27 protein-coding genes are annotated in these 21,258 nt (G+C 44.2%); 11 read left to right on the forward strand and 16 right to left on the reverse strand.

Annotation, left to right across the window (positions count from 1 at the left end; genetic code table 11):
* Nucleotides 1-75 precede the first annotated feature (75 nt).
* The 8 genes from serA to NTX75_13020 form a co-directional block, all read right to left on the reverse strand.
* Complete coding sequence (serA, locus tag NTX75_12985) at nt 76-1,659, reverse strand: phosphoglycerate dehydrogenase (GenBank protein ID MCX5817129.1); 1,584 nt, start codon at nt 1,657-1,659, stop codon at nt 76-78.
* Nucleotides 1,660-1,670: 11 nt separating this feature from the next.
* The gene (locus tag NTX75_12990) at nt 1,671-2,810 is read right to left on the reverse strand and encodes an alanine--glyoxylate aminotransferase family protein (GenBank protein ID MCX5817130.1); all 1,140 of its coding nucleotides are present in this window, start codon (nt 2,808-2,810) and stop codon (nt 1,671-1,673) included.
* A gap of 419 nt (nt 2,811-3,229) precedes the next feature.
* Nucleotides 3,230-3,355 carry a hypothetical protein gene (locus NTX75_12995; GenBank protein MCX5817131.1) on the reverse strand — a complete coding sequence of 42 codons (126 nt, stop codon included), beginning with the start codon at nt 3,353-3,355 and terminating at the stop codon, nt 3,230-3,232.
* Nucleotides 3,356-3,512: 157 nt separating this feature from the next.
* Entirely contained in the window at nt 3,513-3,953 is a 441-nt protein-coding gene (locus NTX75_13000) for a hypothetical protein (GenBank protein ID MCX5817132.1), read from the reverse strand.
* Nucleotides 3,954-4,132: 179 nt separating this feature from the next.
* Nucleotides 4,133-4,387, reverse strand: a complete 255-nt coding sequence (locus NTX75_13005; protein MCX5817133.1) for a hypothetical protein — start codon at nt 4,385-4,387, stop codon at nt 4,133-4,135.
* Between the two features lie 114 nt (nt 4,388-4,501).
* Complete coding sequence (locus NTX75_13010; protein MCX5817134.1) at nt 4,502-5,071, reverse strand: tetratricopeptide repeat protein; 570 nt, start codon at nt 5,069-5,071, stop codon at nt 4,502-4,504.
* Between the two features lie 185 nt (nt 5,072-5,256).
* Entirely contained in the window at nt 5,257-6,030 is a 774-nt protein-coding gene (locus NTX75_13015; GenBank protein MCX5817135.1) for a class I SAM-dependent methyltransferase, read from the reverse strand.
* A gap of 65 nt (nt 6,031-6,095) precedes the next feature.
* Nucleotides 6,096-6,434, reverse strand: coding sequence for a PAS domain-containing protein (locus NTX75_13020; protein MCX5817136.1), 339 nt, complete (start codon nt 6,432-6,434; stop codon nt 6,096-6,098).
* 84 nt (nt 6,435-6,518) lie between these two features.
* Between NTX75_13020 and NTX75_13025 the strand changes: the two genes are divergently transcribed.
* The 11 genes from NTX75_13025 to NTX75_13075 all read left to right on the forward strand — a co-directional run bounded on the left by NTX75_13025 (nt 6,519) and on the right by NTX75_13075 (nt 13,456).
* Nucleotides 6,519-6,737, forward strand: a complete 219-nt coding sequence (locus tag NTX75_13025; protein ID MCX5817137.1) for a hypothetical protein — start codon at nt 6,519-6,521, stop codon at nt 6,735-6,737.
* A complete protein-coding gene (locus NTX75_13030; GenBank protein ID MCX5817138.1) occupies nt 6,697-6,921 on the forward strand; it encodes a DUF433 domain-containing protein in 225 nt (74 codons plus the stop codon). Before NTX75_13025 ends, NTX75_13030 begins: the two co-directional genes overlap by 41 nt.
* Complete coding sequence (locus tag NTX75_13035; GenBank protein ID MCX5817139.1) at nt 6,921-7,100, forward strand: hypothetical protein; 180 nt, start codon at nt 6,921-6,923, stop codon at nt 7,098-7,100. The genes NTX75_13030 and NTX75_13035 overlap by 1 nt, the downstream gene beginning before the upstream one ends.
* Before the next feature lie 124 nt (nt 7,101-7,224).
* Nucleotides 7,225-8,160 carry a ParB/RepB/Spo0J family partition protein gene (locus NTX75_13040; protein MCX5817140.1) on the forward strand — a complete coding sequence of 312 codons (936 nt, stop codon included), beginning with the start codon at nt 7,225-7,227 and terminating at the stop codon, nt 8,158-8,160.
* 515 nt (nt 8,161-8,675) lie between these two features.
* Nucleotides 8,676-8,939, forward strand: coding sequence for a hypothetical protein (locus tag NTX75_13045; GenBank protein ID MCX5817141.1), 264 nt, complete (start codon nt 8,676-8,678; stop codon nt 8,937-8,939).
* A gap of 450 nt (nt 8,940-9,389) precedes the next feature.
* The gene (locus NTX75_13050; protein MCX5817142.1) at nt 9,390-10,013 is read left to right on the forward strand and encodes a DUF6338 family protein; all 624 of its coding nucleotides are present in this window, start codon (nt 9,390-9,392) and stop codon (nt 10,011-10,013) included.
* A gap of 244 nt (nt 10,014-10,257) precedes the next feature.
* The gene (locus tag NTX75_13055) at nt 10,258-11,040 is read left to right on the forward strand and encodes an abortive infection family protein (GenBank protein ID MCX5817143.1); all 783 of its coding nucleotides are present in this window, start codon (nt 10,258-10,260) and stop codon (nt 11,038-11,040) included.
* A gap of 50 nt (nt 11,041-11,090) precedes the next feature.
* Nucleotides 11,091-11,567, forward strand: coding sequence for a hypothetical protein (locus NTX75_13060; GenBank protein MCX5817144.1), 477 nt, complete (start codon nt 11,091-11,093; stop codon nt 11,565-11,567).
* A gap of 83 nt (nt 11,568-11,650) precedes the next feature.
* Nucleotides 11,651-12,166 (forward strand): hypothetical protein, encoded by a 516-nt coding sequence (locus NTX75_13065; GenBank protein ID MCX5817145.1) that lies wholly within the window; start codon nt 11,651-11,653, stop codon nt 12,164-12,166.
* Nucleotides 12,167-12,891: 725 nt separating this feature from the next.
* Nucleotides 12,892-13,164, forward strand: coding sequence for a BrnT family toxin (locus tag NTX75_13070; GenBank protein ID MCX5817146.1), 273 nt, complete (start codon nt 12,892-12,894; stop codon nt 13,162-13,164).
* Complete coding sequence (locus NTX75_13075; protein ID MCX5817147.1) at nt 13,151-13,456, forward strand: hypothetical protein; 306 nt, start codon at nt 13,151-13,153, stop codon at nt 13,454-13,456. The genes NTX75_13070 and NTX75_13075 overlap by 14 nt, the downstream gene beginning before the upstream one ends.
* A 107-nt stretch (nt 13,457-13,563) precedes the next feature.
* Here NTX75_13075 and NTX75_13080 read toward each other — a convergent pair whose 3' ends face one another.
* The 8 genes from NTX75_13080 to NTX75_13115 all read right to left on the reverse strand — a co-directional run bounded on the left by NTX75_13080 (nt 13,564) and on the right by NTX75_13115 (nt 21,257).
* Nucleotides 13,564-14,958 (reverse strand): NADH-quinone oxidoreductase subunit N, encoded by a 1,395-nt coding sequence (locus NTX75_13080; protein MCX5817148.1) that lies wholly within the window; start codon nt 14,956-14,958, stop codon nt 13,564-13,566.
* Nucleotides 14,959-14,967: 9 nt separating this feature from the next.
* On the reverse strand, nt 14,968-16,452 hold the full coding sequence (locus NTX75_13085; protein MCX5817149.1) for an NADH-quinone oxidoreductase subunit M: 1,485 nt from the start codon (nt 16,450-16,452) through the stop codon (nt 14,968-14,970).
* Nucleotides 16,453-16,468: 16 nt separating this feature from the next.
* Entirely contained in the window at nt 16,469-18,235 is a 1,767-nt protein-coding gene (locus NTX75_13090; GenBank protein MCX5817150.1) for a Na(+)/H(+) antiporter subunit D, read from the reverse strand.
* A complete protein-coding gene (locus NTX75_13095; GenBank protein MCX5817151.1) occupies nt 18,228-18,479 on the reverse strand; it encodes a hypothetical protein in 252 nt (83 codons plus the stop codon). The genes NTX75_13090 and NTX75_13095 overlap by 8 nt, the downstream gene beginning before the upstream one ends.
* A gap of 70 nt (nt 18,480-18,549) precedes the next feature.
* Nucleotides 18,550-20,022, reverse strand: a complete 1,473-nt coding sequence (locus tag NTX75_13100) for a monovalent cation/H+ antiporter subunit D family protein (GenBank protein MCX5817152.1) — start codon at nt 20,020-20,022, stop codon at nt 18,550-18,552.
* 3 nt (nt 20,023-20,025) lie between these two features.
* Nucleotides 20,026-20,352 (reverse strand): NADH-quinone oxidoreductase subunit NuoK, encoded by a 327-nt coding sequence (nuoK, locus tag NTX75_13105; protein MCX5817153.1) that lies wholly within the window; start codon nt 20,350-20,352, stop codon nt 20,026-20,028.
* The gene (locus tag NTX75_13110; protein MCX5817154.1) at nt 20,349-20,858 is read right to left on the reverse strand and encodes an NADH-quinone oxidoreductase subunit J; all 510 of its coding nucleotides are present in this window, start codon (nt 20,856-20,858) and stop codon (nt 20,349-20,351) included. Before NTX75_13110 ends, nuoK begins: the two co-directional genes overlap by 4 nt.
* 15 nt (nt 20,859-20,873) lie before the next feature.
* On the reverse strand, nt 20,874-21,257 hold the full coding sequence (locus NTX75_13115) for a hypothetical protein (GenBank protein ID MCX5817155.1): 384 nt from the start codon (nt 21,255-21,257) through the stop codon (nt 20,874-20,876).
* Nucleotide 21,258 lies beyond the last annotated feature (1 nt).

Genomic DNA, 21,258 nt, shown 5'->3' on the forward strand with positions numbered 1-21,258 from the left:
TTCACTCAAACCCTTGAACCCATTATCAGCCATGAACTATCAGCCAAATCTTTCCTATCTTCCAGGCTTCTGTTCCTACGGCAGGTTAATCCTTCTCGCTGAAACGATATTGGGGAGAGACTGAATTTCCCTTATTACGTTATCTTCAACCTCTTTGTCCAGGTCGAGGAGAGAAATGGCCATTTCACCTATGCCCTCCCTGCCGAAGTGCATTCCACCGATGTTTATGCCCCTTATGAAAAAAACATTCCCGATACTTGCAATGACGCCCGGTTTGTCGTGATTATAGACGAGGAGCATATGACCTTTGAGGTCTGCCTCTAAATAGATGCTGTTTATTTTTATCAACCGCGGCTCTTTCTTGCCGAAGAGGGTTCCGTAAACGGTATTTTCCCCTTTATCACCCTTTACGGTAATCACAAGGAGCGATATAAAATCTTCCTGTTCCTTACCCTTTGTTTCTCTTATCTTAATACCGCGATTCTTTGCGACTGAAGGTGCATTTACATAATTCACGCCTTCAAGCTGCTGGCTAAGGATACTTTTCATTATGCCCTGTGTCAGGATTTTTGTGTCTGCCCCGGATATATCACCCATATACTGGATCTGTATTTCCTGTATCGGGAAATCGGTTATTGCCGATACAAGGGTTCCAAGGTTTTCAGACAATTTGAGATAGGGGGAAATCTGTTTTGCCACTTCAAGTGACACAGATGGTGCGTTGACGCTGTTTTTGATAACCCCGTTCTTGAAGAAATCGACTATCTGGTTTGCTATATCGATGGCGACCTTGTCCTGAGCCTCTTTTGTGGATGCACCAAGATGGGGTGTACATACGGTTTTGTCAGAAAGCACAAGGGGGTTGTCTGCAGGAGGCGGTTCCGGATCAAAGACATCGAGAGCTGCGCACGCTACATGACCACCTTCGAGGGCTTCAAGAAGGTCTTTTTCGTTCACGATGGGGCCCCTGGCTACATTGATTATGATCACGCCCTTTTTCATCTTTGCAATGGCGTCCTTATTGATTAAGTTCCTTGTGTCTTTTACGAGCGGAACATGAATGGCAATGAAATCACTTTCTTTCAGGAGTGTGTCAAAATCGACAAGTTCTATTCCTTTGCTCTCGGCGAATTCTTTGGACACGTAAAGGTCATAGGCAATGACCCTCATGCCGAGGGCTAACGCCTTTTCAGCTACCAGAGCACCAATATTTCCGATACCGATTACACCGAGGGTTTTTTCGTAGAGCTCGATTCCCATGAGCGCTTTCTTTTCCCACTTACCCTGTTTCATGGTTCTGTCTGCAAAGGCAATTTTTCTTGCTGCTGCAAACATGAGGGCAATGGAATGTTCTGCCGCAGCAAGTGCGTTCCCCTGGGGGGTGTTCATTACAACAATACCTTTTTCGGTAGCCGCTGCAACGTCCACATTGTCCACGCCAATACCGGCCCTTCCTATCACTTTGAGTTTATTGCCTTTTTCAATAATCTCCTTTGTGGCTTTTGTGGCGCTTCTCACAATCAATGCGTCGTAGTCTCCTATGATGGCCTGGAGTTCGTCGCCTTTCAGGCCTGTTCGGGTGTCTGCTGAAAGGTTGTTGGACTTCAGTATCTCAATGGCTTTATCGGATAATGCATCTGCAATGAGTACTTTCATCATGCGCTCTCCTTTTATAAGTCCTTTAATACATTGATGGCTGCAGATATACCTGCACCCATCTGGAATTTATAGCCAAGGTCTTTTAATGTAAATTCCAGTGCGGAAATGGCTGTGATGACATCGTACTTGTCTGCGTATCCAAGGGTGGCGATCCTGAAGACCTTGCCTTTCAATTGATCCTGTCCACCTGCACCGGTAACGCCATATTTTTTCCACAAAGTCTTATAAATGGCCTGCCCGTCAACCCCTTCCGGTGCATAAATAGCCGTTACGGCAGGACTTGGAGATTTTGCAAAGGTTTTAAGGCCTAATGCACCTGCACCCTCACGGGTAGCCTGTGCGAGAACTTCAATCCTCTTGTATACGTTTTCGAGGCCTTCTGATTTTATCATCCGCAGAGATTCCCTGAGGCCTATGATGAGAGAGATAGCCGGGGTGAAATTTGTCTGGTTTTTCTGCAGGTTGGTCAATTCTTTTGTCCAGTTAAAATAGAACTTTGGTATCTTCGATGTTTTATTGAATTCCCATGCCTTATCGCTTACTCCTGCAAAGGCAAGACCGGGAGGGAGCATGAGGGCTTTCTGAGAGCCGCTCACCAGAATATCGATACCCCAGGCATCCATAGGTAATTCAAAGACTCCTACGCCGGTAATACCATCAACCACCATGAGTGTGCCGGGATAGTTTTTTACAATTGCTGCAACTTCTTTTACGGGGAATTTAGCGCCGGTTGAAGTCTCTGTGGCCTGCATATACACTGCCTTTGCACCGGGATTATTCGTAAGGGCCTTTTCGATCTCTGCCGGGTCAAGATCGTCTCCCCATGGAATATCGATATTTATAGATTCAACACCATATGCCTTGCATATATTTGCCCATCTCTCACCGAATTTTCCGCTTCTTACACAGATCGCCTTGTCTCCGGGAGAGAGCATATTAGTAACAGCGCCTTCCATGGCGCCGGTGCCGGAGGATGCAAACATTAAGACCTCGTTCTTTGTTCCGAACAGGTATTTGAGGTTGTCCCTTACCTCCTGTACAACTTCTTCGAAGAGGGGGTTTCTGTGATGGATGATCGGCTCAGCCATTTTTAAAAGTACTTCCGGTGGTATTGCGGTGGGACCGGGTGCGAGTAAATACCTTTTTTGCATCGTTGACCTCCTTGGGTTTAATAAGCGGTTCGTTTAGCTGTCAGCATTCAGCAAAAAGCATATTGATAATGTTATTCGTGGTATTTGAATACATAGCTTTGTTTTGTAAAAGCTGGCTGCTTACTGCTAACGGCTTAAAATAAGTGTAATTTTTTACCAAAATCGTGCTAAAAAGACAAGAAAAATGATATAAATTTGTGAACCCTCAGGTTCGATTGGTTCGATTGGTTTTATCTAATTAAACTAATTTAAACAGGTGTCCATAGTGATTACTTAATATTCCATCATGGAAAAGTTTTTATGGGTGCTCGATGCAATGCTCCCTTGTTTTGCCGAGCAATTCGGGAATCCCTCGTCAGTCCTCGTTAGTCCTCATCGAAGGCAGAATATTCAAAACCCCTCATCTTGATGACATATTGTCATGGAAGGACAAATGCTACTGAAAGATACTTTACAAGCTTATATCTCTCTTTTAAGGTGAGTCTGAAATAAAACCTGCTTTCCATCAATGTCCTTATAATCTCTCTGATCAACTTTGAATCCATACCACTTCTCCTTGAACATTATTATCGCCGTTTTGAGGAAAAAGATTAATGTGGGACATTGGGGTTGGAGCAAACTAACCCATTGAAATCGGGAGTTTTATGTTTGGAAAATAGCCGATCTTAGAAACAGTTTATAGTTGAACCCCCAAGAAATACTTTATTTTAAGTTCTCTTTTGGTTGCACCTTATTTGCCTCTATTACAGTCCTTGCAACCTTATAACATTCGTTAATATGGGAACGAATAATAAATCTCATAGCCGTAAAGCTGATACCGGCAGATATTGCCTGTCCCAGAACAGGAACATATTTCATTACTTGTTTTGTGGTTAAGCGGACTCCCATTTTCTTTAAAATCTGAACAATCAGCTCTTTGGTGATATATTTGCCGATCATGTTCGTTCCAAGTCTTTTTGCAACATCATAAATAAAAATGGCCAACTGTGGATTGTATTCGTCGATTTGCTCTTTTGACAGACCGAACTTTTCACTGATTCTGGGGATTATCTGTTTCAGAAGGACAACGTCAGTGGCAATATCTGTGAAGGGAACAGGAACTACTGAAGCGGCCGCTGAAAGAAGAGCTCTCTTATTTGACATGCGGGTGCATTCTTTCTTTATCGTTTCTAATTCTTCTATCCCGGCAGGAAACATTAGTATCTATATTACTTCGAATACAAAGAGATGACAAAACATATTTAAACTATTTTATATATGAATTTTTTAATATTAAATTCCTGGAGTGGCCAGATATAAGGGGGCCGTAAGCCCCCTTTCGGTTATTTTGTTGATGCTCCAGGTGTTACCTTTGGAGCTTTTTTCTTTGTTTTCTTGCTTTTTGTCTTCTTAGTCTTTTTTACCTTCTTCTTAGGAGTTGTCTTTTCAGGTACTGTAACCTTTTCAGGTACTGCAACTTTTTCAGGTACTGCAACCGCTGGTGGTGCTGTCGGTGTTTTCTTTCCCATTGCAAATCCTGCCGAGACAAAGACTACGCTTACAAGTAATGCAACAATAATGACGAGTGTCTTCTTCATTACATTTCACCTCCTCTTTTTCATTAAAGATTTGAAGGGTAAAGGTTTTTAAACGGTTTCTCCATTCCGGCGTTGCCTTGACAATTGGGAAGGCATAACCTTCTCTGTTTACAACTAAAGGGGGATGCCATATTTTTGTTGAAAGTAACCTGGTTCACCGCTTTTCCATCTTTCATTTTCATCTTCGTACCATGTTGCCTGCTCTTCTATTTTTGGATCGAGTATGGCAAGATCAACAACATTGTTTTCAATCATTTTCTCAATCTCATGCGTTTCCAAGGGGAGGCCAAGCTGTTTTACATAGTCTACATACTGCCTTAGGGCGTTAAAGCCTTCAGGCTTGCCTTGCTTAAGCAGGATAAGTGATTTGTAACCAAGAATCCTCATGTAATAAGCGCTATTTTTGTCAATCCTCTCTGCTTCTCTGATGGTGCGTTCGGCATTAGCAAGATCACCCATTTTGTAATAGGTTACTCCAAGTAATGCTAATGAGGCTGAATCCTGCTGAACATTCGATGCCTGTGTAAAATATTCCTTTGCTTTTTCATATTCTTTTTCCTGTAAAAATTGCTTTCCTGTAAGCATTTCATTAGAATAGGCAGCATACTTTGCACTGCAGGATACAAGAATCAAAGTGCTTAAAACTGTTAAACTTATTGCTATACGTTTTACATTTCGAGTCATTTTAATTCCCTCCATTTTTATATACTCTTCAGGGTTACTTTACCCTTAATCTTCTCTAAGTTGTTTATCGAGATGATGCAGGGCTATTTTTAATCAACCATTTTTGATTATTACATTTTTACGCAATATATTCCTTAAAAAAAGGGTTTTGGATCACCCATACCACTTTTCTGCTAACGCACGGTTTAGCCAGAGCCGGATTTATCGGCGATTGGCCGCATTGGCTTCTTAGATGCCTTTCTTCCACCAAACAGAGCCAACTCAAAAACCTTGAAGAAACAATCCACGTCTTGAAAGCCTATGTCGCGAAGCCATTGGCACTGTGTTTCAACGAGGGCAAGAATATTCTCTTTTTTGTCGGGCCGCTGATAGTAGGCTTCTTCGATCTCCTGCCTTGCTTTACTTGGGCTGGCATTGCTGTGGAAATGTAGAAGGTGGTCGACGAAGAAGCTGTCAAAAAGCGTACTCCCCGCAGGGGTTGCTGAACTGACGTGTTCGAGGTTCAAGAAAACACCACCGTTGCTCAGAAGGCCATAAATCTCGGCATAGAGCTCTCTCTTTCGATCATCCGGTTGATGGTGGATGGCAAACCCTGACACGATGACATCAAAAGGCTTTTCGACCTCAAAGCCTTTTGCCCAAGCCGGTGTTGCGAAATCTACTTTGATGATCGTAGCCCGTTGACTGCTGCCGATCTGTTTCCGTAACGCTTCCAGCATAGGCTCCGAGAAGTCAGCAAAGATCATACGCACTGTGGGGTGCGCTTCGAGCAGCATACGACCGAGAGCCCCATCTCCACACCCCAGGTCCAAAATCTTGGATGGCAGAGGGCGCCACATACTTACAATCTTGCTGAGCACTTCCAACTGGAAGTTTGCTGCTGGGATAGCCCCTCGAACTCCCCCTAAAAAGGTCTGTGCAAGCTCCTTGGTTTGCCATTTGCTGTGCTGCTCATTCATTCCTATTCCTCGTCCAACGTTACGCATCAGCGGCGCGACATATTCGCGTCCACCGAATGCGTTTGTTATGCATTCTTATTCTCAAATCGCTCATAGTATCCAAGCAATCTGCCATCACAGTCGCGCACACCGACAACAATCACCTTTTCCTGATCCTTGTTGATCTTCAGGAAAATCTCATCTTCGCCCTCCTGGAGTCGTTTGTGAATCTGCCGAATTTGATTTACTGATGCCGGATTGTGGCAATCGAATATCGATTTCCCTATCAACTCTGAATAACCACGCTTTTCATAGTAGCGGACCTTGGCTGCTCGATTCAGATACCGGACGATGTGGTCGTTATCGACGAATACGATAGGATGTTTGATGCTGTCAAGAATCGCTTGGTAGATTTCTATATTCATAAGTATCCTTTGCAACATTGATATACCAACTTGTCTTTTGTTCAGTATCATACACTAACAAAAGAAATATAAGAAACAAATTGCATGATATTTCAAGGTTATTTTCCACGCGCTGATTTGATAACATGGTTTTTAGAGAAAGACCCATTTCCCGGAGGAAAAATAATATTGCCTTTAAAATTCAGGCATGAATCTGCTATACTTGGAGGAGAAATGGGTACAGTTCTTGATGAAAACATTATTGAGAAAGGAGGAAAATCAGATGCAAATAAACTGGAGAGAACATGTAGTAAGTACTCCTGATGTACTTCGAGGCAAACCAAGGATCAAGGGTACAAGAATCCCTGTAAGCCTTGTACTTGGCTATTTGGCTTCCGGTGAGACTGCTGAAAGCGTTGTAGGCCAGTTTTCAGACCTTAACGAGATACAGATTGCAGCCTGCCTTGATTACGCCCGTGACCTCTCTGAATATGAGGTGGCGGTGTAATGGGGCTTAAATTTTTTGTGGATCACTGCATAATTGCACTTCAGGTACGGAATCATCCTGAAACCATCCCTTACCTGCTTGAGAGGTTGAAAAACTATTTTTCAGTCTTTTCTGACATGAGTCATTATAAGGGTAGGCTGCTCTTGGTAGAAGCTCACAGAATTAGAGTCAGGGGGTAAGTAAAGAACAACATCGAGGTAGATTCACAAGATAATACATAGTACATAGTACATCGAGAAAGGCTCTTAACGAAGTACGAACGACGAAGTACGAACCACTGAATTAAAAAGAGGGGGAGAAAGAATGGCTGAACAGGAAAAGAATGGTAGTCCGGAGTTTATGTACCTGCCTCTGGAAGACATTATAGTGGAAGAACAGATTCGCTCTGGGATCGATACAGAGAGTGAGTCTTTTAAGGCCCTTATGGAATCTATTAAAGAACGGGGCGTCTTAGAGCCTGTCCTTGTAACACCGAAAGACGGTAAATACCTGCTCCTCTGCGGGGAGAGACGTTATCGGGCTGCCCAGAAGCTTGGACTCCCAACAATACCGGTCAGGGTAGTCAATACGATCACTCAGAAGGATGAAATACTTGCCTTCCAGTTGACGGAAAACCTTCAGAGAGAGGATTTGAATCCCATGGATCAGGCCAAAGGGATATTGGCATATATTCAGGCAAAACTCCCTGATAAGGGGTATGATGTGGCCGGGGTTGTGAATGAGCTGATGAATGTCATGAGGAGACCTGACTCGGTATCGGAGGAAATTGCAGCAACGGTTGCTGCAATTCTTAAAATCTCCGGAAAGTCAATAAAGACGCTGTTTAACGGGCTTTCGCTTTTAAAGCTTCCCGATGAGATTCAGACCGAAATCCGATCAGGAAACCTCCCCGTTTCTCAGGGATATCTCTTTGCTGCCAATCTCGAATGCCCTGATCGTGACAAGATATTTGAGGCCATTATGAAGACGCCGGCGACTAACCCCGTCCTGAATAATTTGCTTACAGCATACAAGAAGGTCAAACCGGAACCTGGTGTCACAAGGCTCCCATCCATAACGAAGCATGTTGCCGTCTTACGATCAGTAGAGTCATTTATTGAGATGGGCGCCAAAAAATACACAAAACCTGACCTTGTGACGCTTCTTGATGAGCTGCGAGTTTTCTGTGCTTTAGTGGAGCTGCGGATACCGATTGCCCCGGAACCTGCGCCGGAGAAGAAAAAGCCACCACAGGTATAAAAAAGGCAGTGAATAGTAGATAGTGAATAGTGAATAGTAAAAAAGGCAGAAAATATGAAATGCTGTGAATGGTAAATAGTTTTTTGACTAACCACTATTCACTGCAGTTAAGATACGAGTAACGGGGTTTTAAAATATGGCAAAAGAGTCCTGTCCCCGAACGGGAGAATGACAATGAGCTTGATAAAATGTCTTTAACTATTCACTATTCACTAACGACTATTCGCTGAAGTATTCCGAAATCCGCAATCCGAAATCAACAATCCGTACGGTTTAATCCTGCCGAAGGCGGGACAATGGGACGGGGGGGGAATAAATAATTCTGTAATAATATTTTCACTTGCAAATTAATTAAAATTGCATGAGAATCAAGAAAATGATGTTGTGGATCAATAATAAATGTGTCATTGCAAGACCCCTTCTGCTTTTCCAGGAGGAACGTCAAACAGTTTCCTGCTTTTCAGGATGTTCCCTTATTCCCCTTAAAGCAGAAAGAATCAAGTGAAGGAAATGATATGAGCAATGTATCCCAGTTCGGAAGGCCAGTATCAAAGGATAAGGCAGTGATCAGTGGCGAAGACCTGTTAATGAAGTGCTATAGTGATAGGAGATTAAACAATGTGATGCAAGAGATGGTTATGACTGTAGACAAGCTATTACGGGAAAATGGGTATGAGTTTAATAGTGCTGCTGATAGAGATTATACTTCTGATGAGGTACATAAATTTCTGTTGGGTTTTATAAGACCATATATACGTATCAAGGATGAGCCTCGATGAAACCTTGTGGCTATGTTAATAAAATACACCGTCAGACAGAACTGACGACATAGCAGGACAACAAACAGGAAGGGGAGGAAAGCAATGGGAGACAAGGGCAAGAAGGACAAAGAAAAGGGCCAGAAGCAAAACACCGACCTATGTCTGTGTAATGCCCTCCGTCAGCAAAATAATCCCGGCACTTTACAAGGTTCGCCGACCAGTTGCTTCCTGAAAGACGCAACGTGTTACCCTTTTCTATTAACTAATAATACAACTGGTAATTGTGGACAGAATACCATAAAAAACGATGGTCATTTAAACCTAATATTGCCAGACAATCACTGATTACTCAGATAATTTTCTCAATATATTTAATAAGTTTTGCTATTGTTTTTTTGATAGGCGAGAGTATAATATTAAAGAAACGGAAAAATACTATGTCCGTATATTAATTGTTAGCCACAGAAAATGGAAGCGATAAGTAAGGATCTTATTTCACTACTTCAGTTCCTCCTTCCGGGATTTATTTCCGCATGGGTGTTCTACGCCTTTACATCTTATCCCAAGCCTTCACAATTTGAACGAGTCGTCCAAGCCCTAATATTCACCGTCATTATTCAAGCCATAATCTTTCTTGTGAAAGCTTCTCTCGTATGGGTTGGTCGTTTCTATGCTCTCGGCGCTTGGAATGAAGCTTCACGCCTTATATGGTCAGTTGGCTGTGCAATCGCATTTGGTCTCGTTTTCTCCTATTTTGCCAACAACGACAAATTTCACGCGCTTGTTCGTAAATTGGGGATCACCAAAGAAACATCTTATGCCTCGGAATGGTTCGGCGCCTTCTTGAAGAACGTGACTTATGTCGTCCTCCACTTTGAAGACGAAAGGCGACTTTATGGCTGGCCTATTGAGTGGCCAAGCGAACCGGGGAATGGACATTTCCTGATTACAGAAGCGTCATGGCTGGATGAAGAGGGTAAGGAAATCCCAATCACCGGTGTGGAGAATGTGCTTGTAGATGCTAAGCAAGTGAAATGGGTCGAATTCATGAAAAAAACTTGGGAGGAAAAGCATGAGCAAGAAAAGTTCTAACCCGCCACCGCCAACCCCACCGCCAACCAGGATAAACGGAGGGCGGAATTACAATCCACCGCCACCCAGCGTTAAGCCTCCACCTCCTCCACCGCCACCGCCACCGTCAAAGAAAAGTGGCTAACGAGTAGGTGCACCTGACGCGGAAGATATCAGGCTGAATTCGTTAAGGTTTTGTGGTATCCCACGCTCCGTCCGCCGCGCAGGTGACCGTGGTGTTCGGTGTATAAAGGTATAGGAGCATATGGACACCCAAGACGTAATTCATTGGTTACAAGAAGGCGAAGAATGGGCCGCGGCCGATCTTCTCGCCCAATGTGACTTCAACTACTACTACATTGATTCTGGATTCGCCATTAGCGGCGGTCCCGATATTGATATTGTTGGCCTCGACATTCAGGCTCCAAGACGTATCCTCGATAGGCTTTCTGAAGAACTACATGAACACTCTGATCTTGTGGAAAAGGCCGTTAGGACAGTCGCCGAGGCGCAGCATTGCTACATCCGAGACATAATTTGGGTAGCGAAGGTTGGCACCATTCCTTCTCCATCAGATTCTGAAATCGAGTATACCCTCCAAAACCTTGATTCTGAACACATACGTTCTGCCTGGAACAAAGCCCTTTCCCGTAGAGCCACTGACCCTGACGGTGCCATCACGTCAGCAAAAACCTTGGTGGAGGCCGTCTGCAAGCACATTCTGAATGCTCTGTCGGTGCAATACCCTCCTAACCAGGATATCATTTCGCTTTACCACTTGGTTGCTGAACGCTTGAATATCTCGCCAAGCCAGCACATCGATAAGAACCTTAAGCGAATACTGGGCAGCTGTCAGGCTGTTGTTACCGGCATTGCATTTCTGCGGAATCATTTGGGTGACGCACATTCAAAGGAACCTGGTGGGGCTGTACCGACCAGGGCCGAGGCTGAACTGGCCGTCAACCTGGCGGGGGCCATGGCAACTTTTCTGGTTAAAACATGGGAAGACCACAAAGGCACCGAACGAGGCGTTGGAGCCGATCGCTAACGCTCCGGCTCAACTTTTTGTTATAGGTTACAAAAGAACGACATAAAGACATGGACAATACAGTAAATAGCCAGACCCAAAAAACCACCCAAAAGAATCTCCCCTATATCACTTTTGGTAAGGTTGAAATATCCGCCGTTGTTCTCATCATTCTCGCTGCTATCCTGGCTTACTATTTCGGTAGACGCAAATACAGGGGAGAACGGCATGAAGATGTCTACAATGCTTTTCACGATACTTTTATCCCTGCAATTAAGATTTTGACTAAAGAAACTGGTACTTTCAAACAGGAAGACTTCATAAATTTCAAAAACACGTTCGATAGCCAAAATACTATTATGCTCAAGATGCAAGATAGGTTGAAAGGCAATAGACTTCGAAGATTCAACGAAAAATGGCAGGAATACAAAGATTGTCAAAAATATTGTGAAACCTATGAGTTTACAGTTATGGCTATAGGCATTGAATCTAATCGTCAGAGGCTTCTTGAACTTATTTATGAGATTCTTAAGATTTCTAAACATTAATAAATCCTATAACAAGTCATTTGAGCCAATCGCTAACGCTCTGGCTCAATTCTTTGTTAGAATCAGAAAAGGAGGATAAAATTGTGAATCTTTCGGAGCTTAATGATCTTTGGAACACTCAACGTCAACAATATAAAATATGGTTTGACAATCTCAACAAACAAGCTGCTACTCTTCGAAATGAGGTTTGGGAAATTCTTCAACCGACATTAAAAGAATGGACAAGTCCAGAAAATGGTCCTAAGCGTTCATATGTCGAGCTACATGACATAAGCGAGAAACCACAGCCAGTATCTGGTCTGGGACTTACATCAAAATCGCTCACAGATATGGGAGAATTGATATTTGGCATTGCAATTACATTTGAACCAGCACCCAATGCATTTCCTAAAACTACTCATTATATGCCTGTCGCAGTTAGGTTTATAAATAAAGCTCCCCAGTTTTCTTTTTTTGATAAAACGTCAGGAAGGCCAGATTCCAAATGGGAACAAGATATTAAAATATTTGCAAATACATTAGTTGATGAAATGATAAAACATTTGTCGTTTAACCCTCTTGACGGACCGCGTACAAGTTCAAGGATCGGTTTTCTTTAAGTAACCTAACCATCGGCTGGAGCCGATCGCTAACGCTCCGGCTCAACTTGTCGTTATGTAAAAGAATATTAAGAATGAAGATTGGCGATATAATATCGTTACCATAGCATCCCCCATATTCTTTTACATTGCTTTTATGTTTGCTTTCCCGGCATTTATTGGGCTAAAAAAAATATGGTCGACCCCTAATCCGTTATGGGGTCGGCTGATTGTGATTCTGCAGGCGTTAATGTGGTTCACTGCCAGTTTTTTGTTCTTGACTGGAGTTATTTTCGAGTTTGGCCTCGAAGGCTTTATTGGCATGGCAATTGGTGGAATTATTCTTTATTTTTGGATAAAAAGGAAGTGAGGCTTTTTATTACAGAAACAACTCTTTCCACATAACGAGACCATGCAGCCAACTCGCTACATTCGTGGCCGATAGGAAGATCAACAGACAATGGGTAATTCATAAAGATTGCAAGAGTAAGTTCTTATATGGTTTTATAAAACTACATTATATCTAATACCAATTCGCCGTCATTCAGTAAAGTAAAACGGGAGTGCCTTCCCTGAGCATGACTCACGGAACGACCGGGGTCGGGAGAGTGCGGAAGTGCGAGGGTATGTGTGCTCCCGCTATCAGGCAATTCGGTTAGCAATTGATGGCAAGTTGGTATGACACCAATCTTAGAGCAAGCCAAAATATGATGTTATTTTGAATACTTTTGTTGTAAACTTTATAAATGGAATTTGAATGGGATGAAGTCAAAGCAGGAGAAAACCTTAAGAAACATAAAGTGGGCTTTGACGAAGGCAAAACGATCTTCAATGACCCTTTTCTGCTTACCTTTCCAGACATTGACAGTTCTGAGACGGAGGAGCGTTATGTCAACATCGGTCTGTCCTTTAGTGATCGGGTTTTGGTTTTGATTCATACGGAAAGACATGGTAAAATACGTATAATTAGTTGCCGTAAAGCAAAGGCACGCGAAAGGAGACATTATGAAGAAGGCTGAGACCGGAGAGCCAACAACGATAGAAGACATGAGACCGGAATACGATTTTTCCACCATGAAAGGAGCAGAACGGGGCAAGTACTATGAGGCATATCGCGAGGGACATACTGTCGTAATTCACAAAGAAGATGGTACCGATTCGGTTCAGCACTTCAAGCTCAAAGACGGAGCGATTATGCTGGAACCGGATGTAAGAAAGTACTTCCCCACTTCGGATGCGGTCAATAAGGCTCTAAGGTTATTGATCGAAATCATTCCGGCAAAGAGGCGTGCGGCCGGTCATCAAAAATGACATTATTGTATAATAGGATGCAGCCAATCATTAATAATAAATAATTGGGGTCGGACCGCTATCAGGCAATTTGGTTAGCAATTGATGGCGAGATTATTGAGCTCTGGCTATAGTGCGATTTTGAAGAGTTCGAGCAGGCCAAAGGGCATGATACCCATATAGAGGATAACGAACATGAGGAGATAGCAGAGCATCTTTTCAGACAGGGAAAGGTTAATCGGCACTGTTGTTGCGGCCTCTTTTGAGTAACCCATGCGGACAAGGTTGAGGTAATAGAATATTGATATGACAGTATTTACCGCACCTATAATGACGATAGTAAGGTGGCCAGACCTGAAGGCGCTGGTCAAAAGAAAAAACTTACCGGTAAAACCACCTGTGGGCGGGATACCTGCAAGGGAAAATGCAGCAACAGCCAATAGAAGCGCAAGAAGAGGCGACCTCCTTGAAAGCCCTGCAAGGTCGTTAACGGTAACATTCTCGCCTTTTTGCGAGAGCAGTATAAGCACATAAAAGCATGCAAGATTCATGAACACGTATATCGTGATGTAGAACATTGCAGATGCACTTCCTTCCTTGCTCAGCGACAATATACCCAGCATGAGGTAACCTGCATGGGCGATCCCCGAATAGGCAAGAAGCCTCTTTATATCCTTCTGAACAAGACCGACAAGATTTCCTAAGGTCATGGAGAAGGCGGCGAGGACCATCAATATATTGACGAATTGAACCGGCCCCGGCGATGCAAGCATTGTAATCCTTATCAACAGGGCTGTGGCTGCAACCTTCGGGATAGTGGCAATGAACGTTGTCGTGCTGTTCGATGCGCCCTCATATATATCAGGAGCCCAAAAGTGAAACGGAAAAAGGGAGAGTTTAAAAAAGAATCCTGTGAGGGTCAGAATCAGCGCCAAAATCCCTATCGGTTTGGTCATAAACTGCGGAAAGACGGCAACAATATCAGAAAGGAATGTTGAATGGGTCATCCCGTAGATGTAACTCATCCCGAAGATCATAATGCCGGTAGAAATGGCGCCAAAAAAGAGGTACTTCATGGATGCCTCTATCTGAATCCTCGTCTGTCCCTTCCTCAATGGCACGATTACATATAAGCTGTAAGAGGAGATTTCAAGAGATATGACAATAGAAATAAGCTCCACGGAGCTTGTAAGCATCATAAGCCCAAGTGTCGAAAAACCGAAGAACATATAGTACTCCGGCAAGTACGCTTCTTCTATCTCCGTATTCTTGCCGAGCATCAACACCACCAGACAGAGTCCCAAGCCTATGATAATCTTGAATATCTGCGAAAAAAGGTCAATCCTGTATGCGCCCGAAAAAAGTTCCCCGTTGTTTGTAATGCTTAGAACCGTCACAATAAGTACGAGAAAAGGCAATAGCTTTGCAAACGGAACAATGCCGCTTTTCTTTTTACTTACGGAAAAGAAAAGGCAGATAACAGAAAAGAAAAAGATGCTCAATTCAGGCAGTAACAACATCATCCTTGCTCCTTAATGCAAAATTGCTTGAAGCTGGTTAAAAAGGTGCGTCAACGTCTTTTCCATAACGTACACGTAAGGCCGCGGGAAAAGACCAACCCATAAAACAAAGAGCATAAGGGGAAGCAGGTATACAACCTCTCTCGCATTCATGTCTTTGATAAAACCCTGATCTTCCCTGCCCCATATAATCTGTTTCAGTAATCTCAGCATGTAAGCTGCTGCAAGCACCGCCCCCACAACGGCAAGAAACCCTGCCAGCTTCGATTGCACAAATGTTCCGATAAGGACATAGATTTCCCCGACAAAATTATTCGTGCCGGGAAAGGCAAACGCGGATATGGAAAAGAATCCGAAAAACCCTACATAAATCGGCATTATTTTGCCAAGCCCTGCATTATCCATAATTTCACGGCTGTGTGTCCTCTCGTAGATTATGCCGACACAGAGAAAGAGCGCCCCCGTTGTGATGCCATGGTTGAGCATCTGGAGGAGTGCGCCTTCAAAACCAAATAACGTAAAAGAGAATATACCAAGGGTCACAAAACCCATGTGGGCAACGCTCGAATAGGCAATAAGCTTCTTCATATCGGTCTGACTCAGGCATACAAAGCCGCCATAAATGATCCCGATTATGGAAAGCGCTACCATATACGGTGCAAAATAGAGACTCGCCTTGGGTACAATGGGAAGACAAAACCTCATAAAACCGTATGCACCCATCTTTAAGAGCACGCTTGCAAGGAAAACGCTTCCTGCTGTCGGAGCCTCAGTGTGTGCAGCCGGCAACCATGTGTGAAAGGGAAACATGGGTACCTTAATGGCAAAGGCAATGGCAAAGGCAAGGAACACCCAGACCTGGAAGGAAAAGCTGTAATCCCTGAACATTGCCTCAGGTATATTAAAGGTTCCGTTTGCAAGATAAATCGCAATAATGGCAACCAGAAGGAAAACGCTCCCGAAAAGTGTGTATATGAAGAACTTAATAGAGGCATAATCCTTTTTCGGCCCTCCCCAGACCGCAATAAGCAGGTACATGGGGATAAGCATGGCCTCCCAGAAGATATAGAAGAGGATAAAATCGAGGGAGCAGAATACCCCGATCATTGCCGTCTCCATAACGAGTATACAGAACATGAACTCTTTTACCCGGTCTTTGATAGCTGTCCAGGAACAGAGCACACAAATGGGCGTGAAGAGAGTGGTTAAAAGTATCAGAAAGATGGTGATGCCATCTACTCCGAGGATATAATTAATATTATAGATGGGTATCCAGGATATGAATTCTCCGAACTGAAAGAGGTGTGTTTCAGGGTTGAAGTTGGCGTAAAGGAAAATCGACACGAGAAAAGTAACGATGCCTGAAGCAAACGCAGTAATTTTAATTACTTTTTCATTATTCATGAGGAGGACCAGGATCGCACCGATTAAGGGGAGAAAGATGGTCGCTGAAAGAATAGGAAAATTAAGTTGATTCATCAAAAGATATTGTTCCATAACCATACTAAACCTTTCACATACCTCGTATTAGTAGCCACACAATCAGGACGATGAACAATACGGCAAATCCCATGTACGCCTGTATCTTCCCTGTCTGCAATTTTTTTACGACCCCGCCGAACCCCCTGACGCCAAGGGCGCTTCCGTCAACCACGCCGTCGATTACCTTTCTGTCAAAACCGTAGGATATGTCCGCATTTTTGAAAAGCGCCCGCAGTCCGCATGTCCTGTATAGCTCACCCCAGAATGTATCCACCGGACTTATCGCCTTATTGTCGACCCACATGAAAATTGTCCCGCCTTTACGGTAAAACCAGTCTACATCAAGGTTCATCTTATCCTCAGGCGCCAGCTTCTTTACAAGTAGAAAGAAGACAAGGCCGGTAAAGGAGAGTATCTGGAGCATCTCGGAAAGATGGGGCATAGTATAGGGATGATACTCAACACTGAACGGCAGCAGGTCGTAAAGCGCCTTGGGATATACGCCTATAATAAAGCATAGGGCGGACGTGAGGCCCATAGCCCAGAGCATGTTTTTCGGAGGTTCGGCTGCTTTTATCGGCGCTTCTTCTTTGCCGAAGAATGCAAAATATGTGACCTTCAGACCCACAGACAGGAATGTACCTATGCCGGCAAGGTTCATAAGCAGCACCAAGATAATCCTGCCCTGTTCATGCGCCGAGGCAACGATCATCGATTTGCTCACAAAACCGGAAAACAGCGGGAAGCCGGAGATGGAAATAGCGCCCACAATGTAGAAGATCATCGTGAGCGGCATATATTTATAAAGACCGCCAAGTTTCGACAGTTTAGCTGTGCCCGTCATATAGAGCACGGCGCCTGCGCCCATAAACAGGAGAGCCTTGTACAGGATATGCGCAAAGGCGTGCGCGCATGCCCCGTTTAGGGCAAGTTCCGTGCCTATGCCTACCCCTGCTACCATGTAGCCCACCTGACTGACGATATGGTACGCGAGCACCCTTCTCATATCGTTCTCAATGACAGCGTAAAAGACGCCATAGACTGTCATGGCAGTGCCGAGTATCGCAAGGACCTCGAAACCGGGGAAACCCCTCGCGAGCACATATACCGCAGTCTTTGTGGTAAAGGCGCACATGAACACCGCGCCTTCAACGGTTGCCTCAGGATATGCGTCGGGCAGCCAGGCATGCAGCGGTATTACTGCAGCATTGAGCGAAAAGCCCGCCAGTATCAGGTATTCTTCAAGACCGGCACCGCCCTGCGATACCCTGTCAAACAAGAGATTGCCTGTCTTGAAATAGTAGAGCATCATGCCAGTGAAAAACAAAAGGCCGCCGAACACGTGGACGAGCAGGTAGCGGTAGCCTGCATCTGTGGATTTTTGCTTTTTGCGGTACCAGATAAGGAATACGGAGGAAAAGGCCATTATCTCCCAGAAGATGAATAAGGTCAGGTAATCCCCTGCGAAGATCGCACCGAGGGAGCTGCCCACATAAAAACTGCCTGCAATGTGGTGACCATCTTCTTTGACATGGAGTGCATAAAGGGCGCCCAGAAATGCCATAATCACAAAAACCCAGGCAAAGACAAGGGACAGCTTATCCACCCTGCCGAAGATCAGCGTTGTGTTTAAAAACCGGAAGCTGCCATAAACACCCTCCTGCATCAGGGCAACGTCAATGATCGAGAGGACAGGGATGAGCAGGATAAAGAAGCGCTTTGCCTTTTCGTGCTTGATAAAAGGCAGGAGCAGGCTCCCTATAAAATAAAAGACAGCAGGATGCAGCCACCTATCCATAGAAATCCTCGTCTTTTGAGAGGAATGCATGGGCTATGCCCTTTGCAACCTTGATGAGCAAAAAGCAACCGATGATGCCGAATATCGTCCAGAACGCCGGTATATTATCCACAAAATAATGGCCGTGTTTCCCAAGATGGATAAGGACGTCGAATACCACAAGGACAATGAGGTAGACAATCAACGCTTTCTTAAGCGTGCCTATGTTTTTTCGCAAAAGCTCAATATATTTCAATACATTCATACTAAACACTCCATAACGATGTGGTTATGAATTAAACTCAAAACTTGAATCTCAAAACTCGAAACTGTTTTCATGGCAGCATCCTCCCCACAAGACCGACAAAAAAGTCGGGGAATAACCCCAGCGCAACAGATATGCTTGCAGCAATAACTATAGGGACAACCATCGTAGCCGGCGCTTCCTTGATATCGCTTCTGCTCCACCCGGATTTTCTCCCCTGAAAAAATGCCTTGATGGTAATGGGTGCAAAATATCCGGCATTCAGTATTGTACTCACCATAAGAATAATCACGATAGGGATGTTATGAATCTCCATTGCGCCATTGAGGAGATACCACTTCGATACAAACCCGGCCACAGGGGGAACCCCGATCATGCTCAGGGATGCTATGGCAAATGCGCCCATGGTAAAGGGCATGGCATATCCTATGCCTTCCATGTCGCTTATCTTCTTTTTGTGGGTAGCCACATATATGGCGCCGGCGCAGAAAAAGAGTGTTATTTTGCTGAAACCGTGATTGGCGATGTGAATAATGCCACCCGTGATGCCTGATACATCGAGGAGGGCAACGCCGAGTATAACATACGAAAGCTGGCTTACCGTTGAATATGCAAGTCGCGCTTTCAGATCGTCCTTTGTAAGGGCAATTACAGAGGCAGTAAGGATGGTAAAGGAGACAAGATAAGCGGTATACAAACCAAGGTTCGAATCCTGGAGTAACTCCACACCAAAAACGGAAAGCATAACCCTGCATATACAGAATACGCCTGCCTTTACGACGGCAACGGCATGGAGCAAGGCGCTGACGGGTGTCGGGGCCACCATGGCCGAAGGGAGCCAGTTATGGAGCGGCATTATTGCCGCCTTGGCAAAACCAAAGATAAAGAGCCCGTATGTAACTGCAACCCAGATGCGATCCGTTTCTTTTCTGAAAATACCCGAAACGATGTCATCTGAAAAGTCGAGTGTTCCCGTAAGAACATACGTGAGGATTACAGCAGGCAAAAGCAATCCCTTCGATGTGCCCATCAGGTAGATGATGTATTTCTTGGCGCCTGCATAGCCTTCCTCGTCCTGATGGTGTGCAACCAGAGGATAGGTGAATATTGTAATGATTTCGTAGAACATATAGAGCGAAAACAGGCTTCCGGAAAACGAAACCCCCTGTGCGCCAAGTATTGCAATGGCAAAACAGGTATAATACCTTGTTTGCGCATGCTCATCCAGAGCCCGCATATAGCCGATATTGTAAAAAGTGGCGAATATCCATAAGAATGAGGATATGATGCCAAAAACAAGGGAGAGTCCATCCACCCTGAAGTTCAGGGAAATCCCCGGTGCAATAGTTGATAATGTATAAACAATCTTCTGGCCGCACCATATATCAGGCACCATGCTTGCCACCGAGATAAATGTGAGAACCGAACCGGCGACAGACCAGAACTCCCTCACATTCGGCCTTTTTCTTGAAAGGAAGATAAGGATAGTGGTAATCAGAACAATAAGAATAGGAATAAGGGGTCGCGCGCTTTCAATGATCATAAACTAATCCTTCATCTCTTTTAATTCCTGGCCTTCAATGTGCCTGAATTTTTTGAAGATTAAAATGATAATGGCCAATGCAATGGCTGCCTCGGCAGCGGCAATCCCCATGATAAAAAGCGTAAAGGACAAACCGTACGCATTGTCAGGAGATGTAAATCTGTTAAAGGCCACAAAATTGAGGCCGGCGCCGTTCATTATGAGCTCCATGGATATGAGCATGCCGATAAGGGTTCTTCTGTAAAGAAGACCCAGGATACCGCAGCACAGCAAAAAAAGGCCAAGGAACAGATAAATATAGAGATTGTTGTACATAAGGGTCCCCGTCATTTCCCCCCCTTCGAAAAAAGCGCAAGCATTATTGCCCCGACAATGCTCACAACGATGAGCAGAGAAATCAGTTCGAAGGGGAGAGTAAGCTTGTCAAAGAGCGCCCTGCCTATGTCTTCTGTTGAAATAGTGAATGTCTTTGCCTTTGTATCCATCCACGGTGCATGCATAATAACCTTAAACAGGATGGCAAAAGAAAACAGGGAAACCACAAAAGAAGCAACAAATTTTGCGATTGTGGTCCATTCCTTGGGCCTCTTGTAAAGGGGACCGGCAAGCATGATTGCAAAGGCGATAAGGATCGATATGGCTCCCACATATATCAGAATCTGCATCATTGCCAGAAACGGGGCATTAAGATAAACATACAGGCCTGCAATCCCGAACATGGTTGCAACAAGACCAACCATAGCGTATATGATCGAGCCAGAAAGTACGGTTACCAGCGCACTCATCATCGTCACAAACATAACCAGAAGGAATATAGACTCAGCAAAGTTCATCATGACCTCATAAAATCCTTACCATGGGTTTTCAAAATCCTTTGATCCATATACATAATCTCTCGCACACCAGTACGTTGTCCCGGCGGCATCCTGACGTTTAAGTGAAAAAAAATCTCCATGAAATAAACGGTAGAAAAATGCAATAGGTGTTAAAAACACAAAATAAATCACTGAGAGCACTACCCGTGTGCTTATACCGCCCAGAACTCCGGAAAACTTCAGCCATATATTGGCAATACGGATCGAAAGCGCCCTCAAAAAAATTCCAATGAAAAGAAGGCATAAAGCTAAGTAAAGCAATATGTTGAGTTTGAAAAACAGACCGAGGGCGATGGAGACAAAAGCCAGTACGGCAATTGTTTCCAATGCATTCTGTTCGGGACTCTTTTCTTTACGCATG

Source organism: Pseudomonadota bacterium, from assembly GCA_026388315.1.
GTDB lineage: Bacteria > Desulfobacterota > Syntrophorhabdia > Syntrophorhabdales > Syntrophorhabdaceae > MWEV01.

Bases quoted from the DNA above. Each gene is read 5' to 3' on its own strand.
- serA (MCX5817129.1), bottom strand. From the start codon at position 1,659: ATGATGAAAGTACTCATTGCAGATGCATTATCCGATAAAGCCATTGAG.
- NTX75_12990 (MCX5817130.1), bottom strand. From the start codon at position 2,810: ATGCAAAAAAGGTATTTACTCGCACCCGGTCCCACCGCAATACCACCG.
- NTX75_12995 (MCX5817131.1), bottom strand. From the start codon at position 3,355: ATGGATTCAAAGTTGATCAGAGAGATTATAAGGACATTGATGGAAAGC.
- NTX75_13000 (MCX5817132.1), bottom strand. From the start codon at position 3,953: ATGTCAAATAAGAGAGCTCTTCTTTCAGCGGCCGCTTCAGTAGTTCCT.
- NTX75_13005 (MCX5817133.1), bottom strand. From the start codon at position 4,387: ATGAAGAAGACACTCGTCATTATTGTTGCATTACTTGTAAGCGTAGTC.
- NTX75_13010 (MCX5817134.1), bottom strand. From the start codon at position 5,071: ATGACTCGAAATGTAAAACGTATAGCAATAAGTTTAACAGTTTTAAGC.
- NTX75_13015 (MCX5817135.1), bottom strand. From the start codon at position 6,030: ATGAATGAGCAGCACAGCAAATGGCAAACCAAGGAGCTTGCACAGACC.
- NTX75_13020 (MCX5817136.1), bottom strand. From the start codon at position 6,434: ATGAATATAGAAATCTACCAAGCGATTCTTGACAGCATCAAACATCCT.
- NTX75_13025 (MCX5817137.1), top strand. From the start codon at position 6,519: ATGATATTTCAAGGTTATTTTCCACGCGCTGATTTGATAACATGGTTT.
- NTX75_13030 (MCX5817138.1), top strand. From the start codon at position 6,697: ATGCAAATAAACTGGAGAGAACATGTAGTAAGTACTCCTGATGTACTT.
- NTX75_13035 (MCX5817139.1), top strand. From the start codon at position 6,921: ATGGGGCTTAAATTTTTTGTGGATCACTGCATAATTGCACTTCAGGTA.
- NTX75_13040 (MCX5817140.1), top strand. From the start codon at position 7,225: ATGGCTGAACAGGAAAAGAATGGTAGTCCGGAGTTTATGTACCTGCCT.
- NTX75_13045 (MCX5817141.1), top strand. From the start codon at position 8,676: ATGAGCAATGTATCCCAGTTCGGAAGGCCAGTATCAAAGGATAAGGCA.
- NTX75_13050 (MCX5817142.1), top strand. From the start codon at position 9,390: ATGGAAGCGATAAGTAAGGATCTTATTTCACTACTTCAGTTCCTCCTT.
- NTX75_13055 (MCX5817143.1), top strand. From the start codon at position 10,258: ATGGACACCCAAGACGTAATTCATTGGTTACAAGAAGGCGAAGAATGG.
- NTX75_13060 (MCX5817144.1), top strand. From the start codon at position 11,091: ATGGACAATACAGTAAATAGCCAGACCCAAAAAACCACCCAAAAGAAT.
- NTX75_13070 (MCX5817146.1), top strand. From the start codon at position 12,892: ATGGAATTTGAATGGGATGAAGTCAAAGCAGGAGAAAACCTTAAGAAA.
- NTX75_13075 (MCX5817147.1), top strand. From the start codon at position 13,151: ATGAAGAAGGCTGAGACCGGAGAGCCAACAACGATAGAAGACATGAGA.
- NTX75_13080 (MCX5817148.1), bottom strand. From the start codon at position 14,958: ATGATGTTGTTACTGCCTGAATTGAGCATCTTTTTCTTTTCTGTTATC.
- NTX75_13085 (MCX5817149.1), bottom strand. From the start codon at position 16,452: ATGGAACAATATCTTTTGATGAATCAACTTAATTTTCCTATTCTTTCA.
- NTX75_13090 (MCX5817150.1), bottom strand. From the start codon at position 18,235: ATGGATAGGTGGCTGCATCCTGCTGTCTTTTATTTTATAGGGAGCCTG.
- NTX75_13095 (MCX5817151.1), bottom strand. From the start codon at position 18,479: ATGAATGTATTGAAATATATTGAGCTTTTGCGAAAAAACATAGGCACG.
- NTX75_13100 (MCX5817152.1), bottom strand. From the start codon at position 20,022: ATGATCATTGAAAGCGCGCGACCCCTTATTCCTATTCTTATTGTTCTG.
- nuoK (MCX5817153.1), bottom strand. From the start codon at position 20,352: ATGACGGGGACCCTTATGTACAACAATCTCTATATTTATCTGTTCCTT.
- NTX75_13110 (MCX5817154.1), bottom strand. From the start codon at position 20,858: ATGATGAACTTTGCTGAGTCTATATTCCTTCTGGTTATGTTTGTGACG.
- NTX75_13115 (MCX5817155.1), bottom strand. From the start codon at position 21,257: ATGCGTAAAGAAAAGAGTCCCGAACAGAATGCATTGGAAACAATTGCC.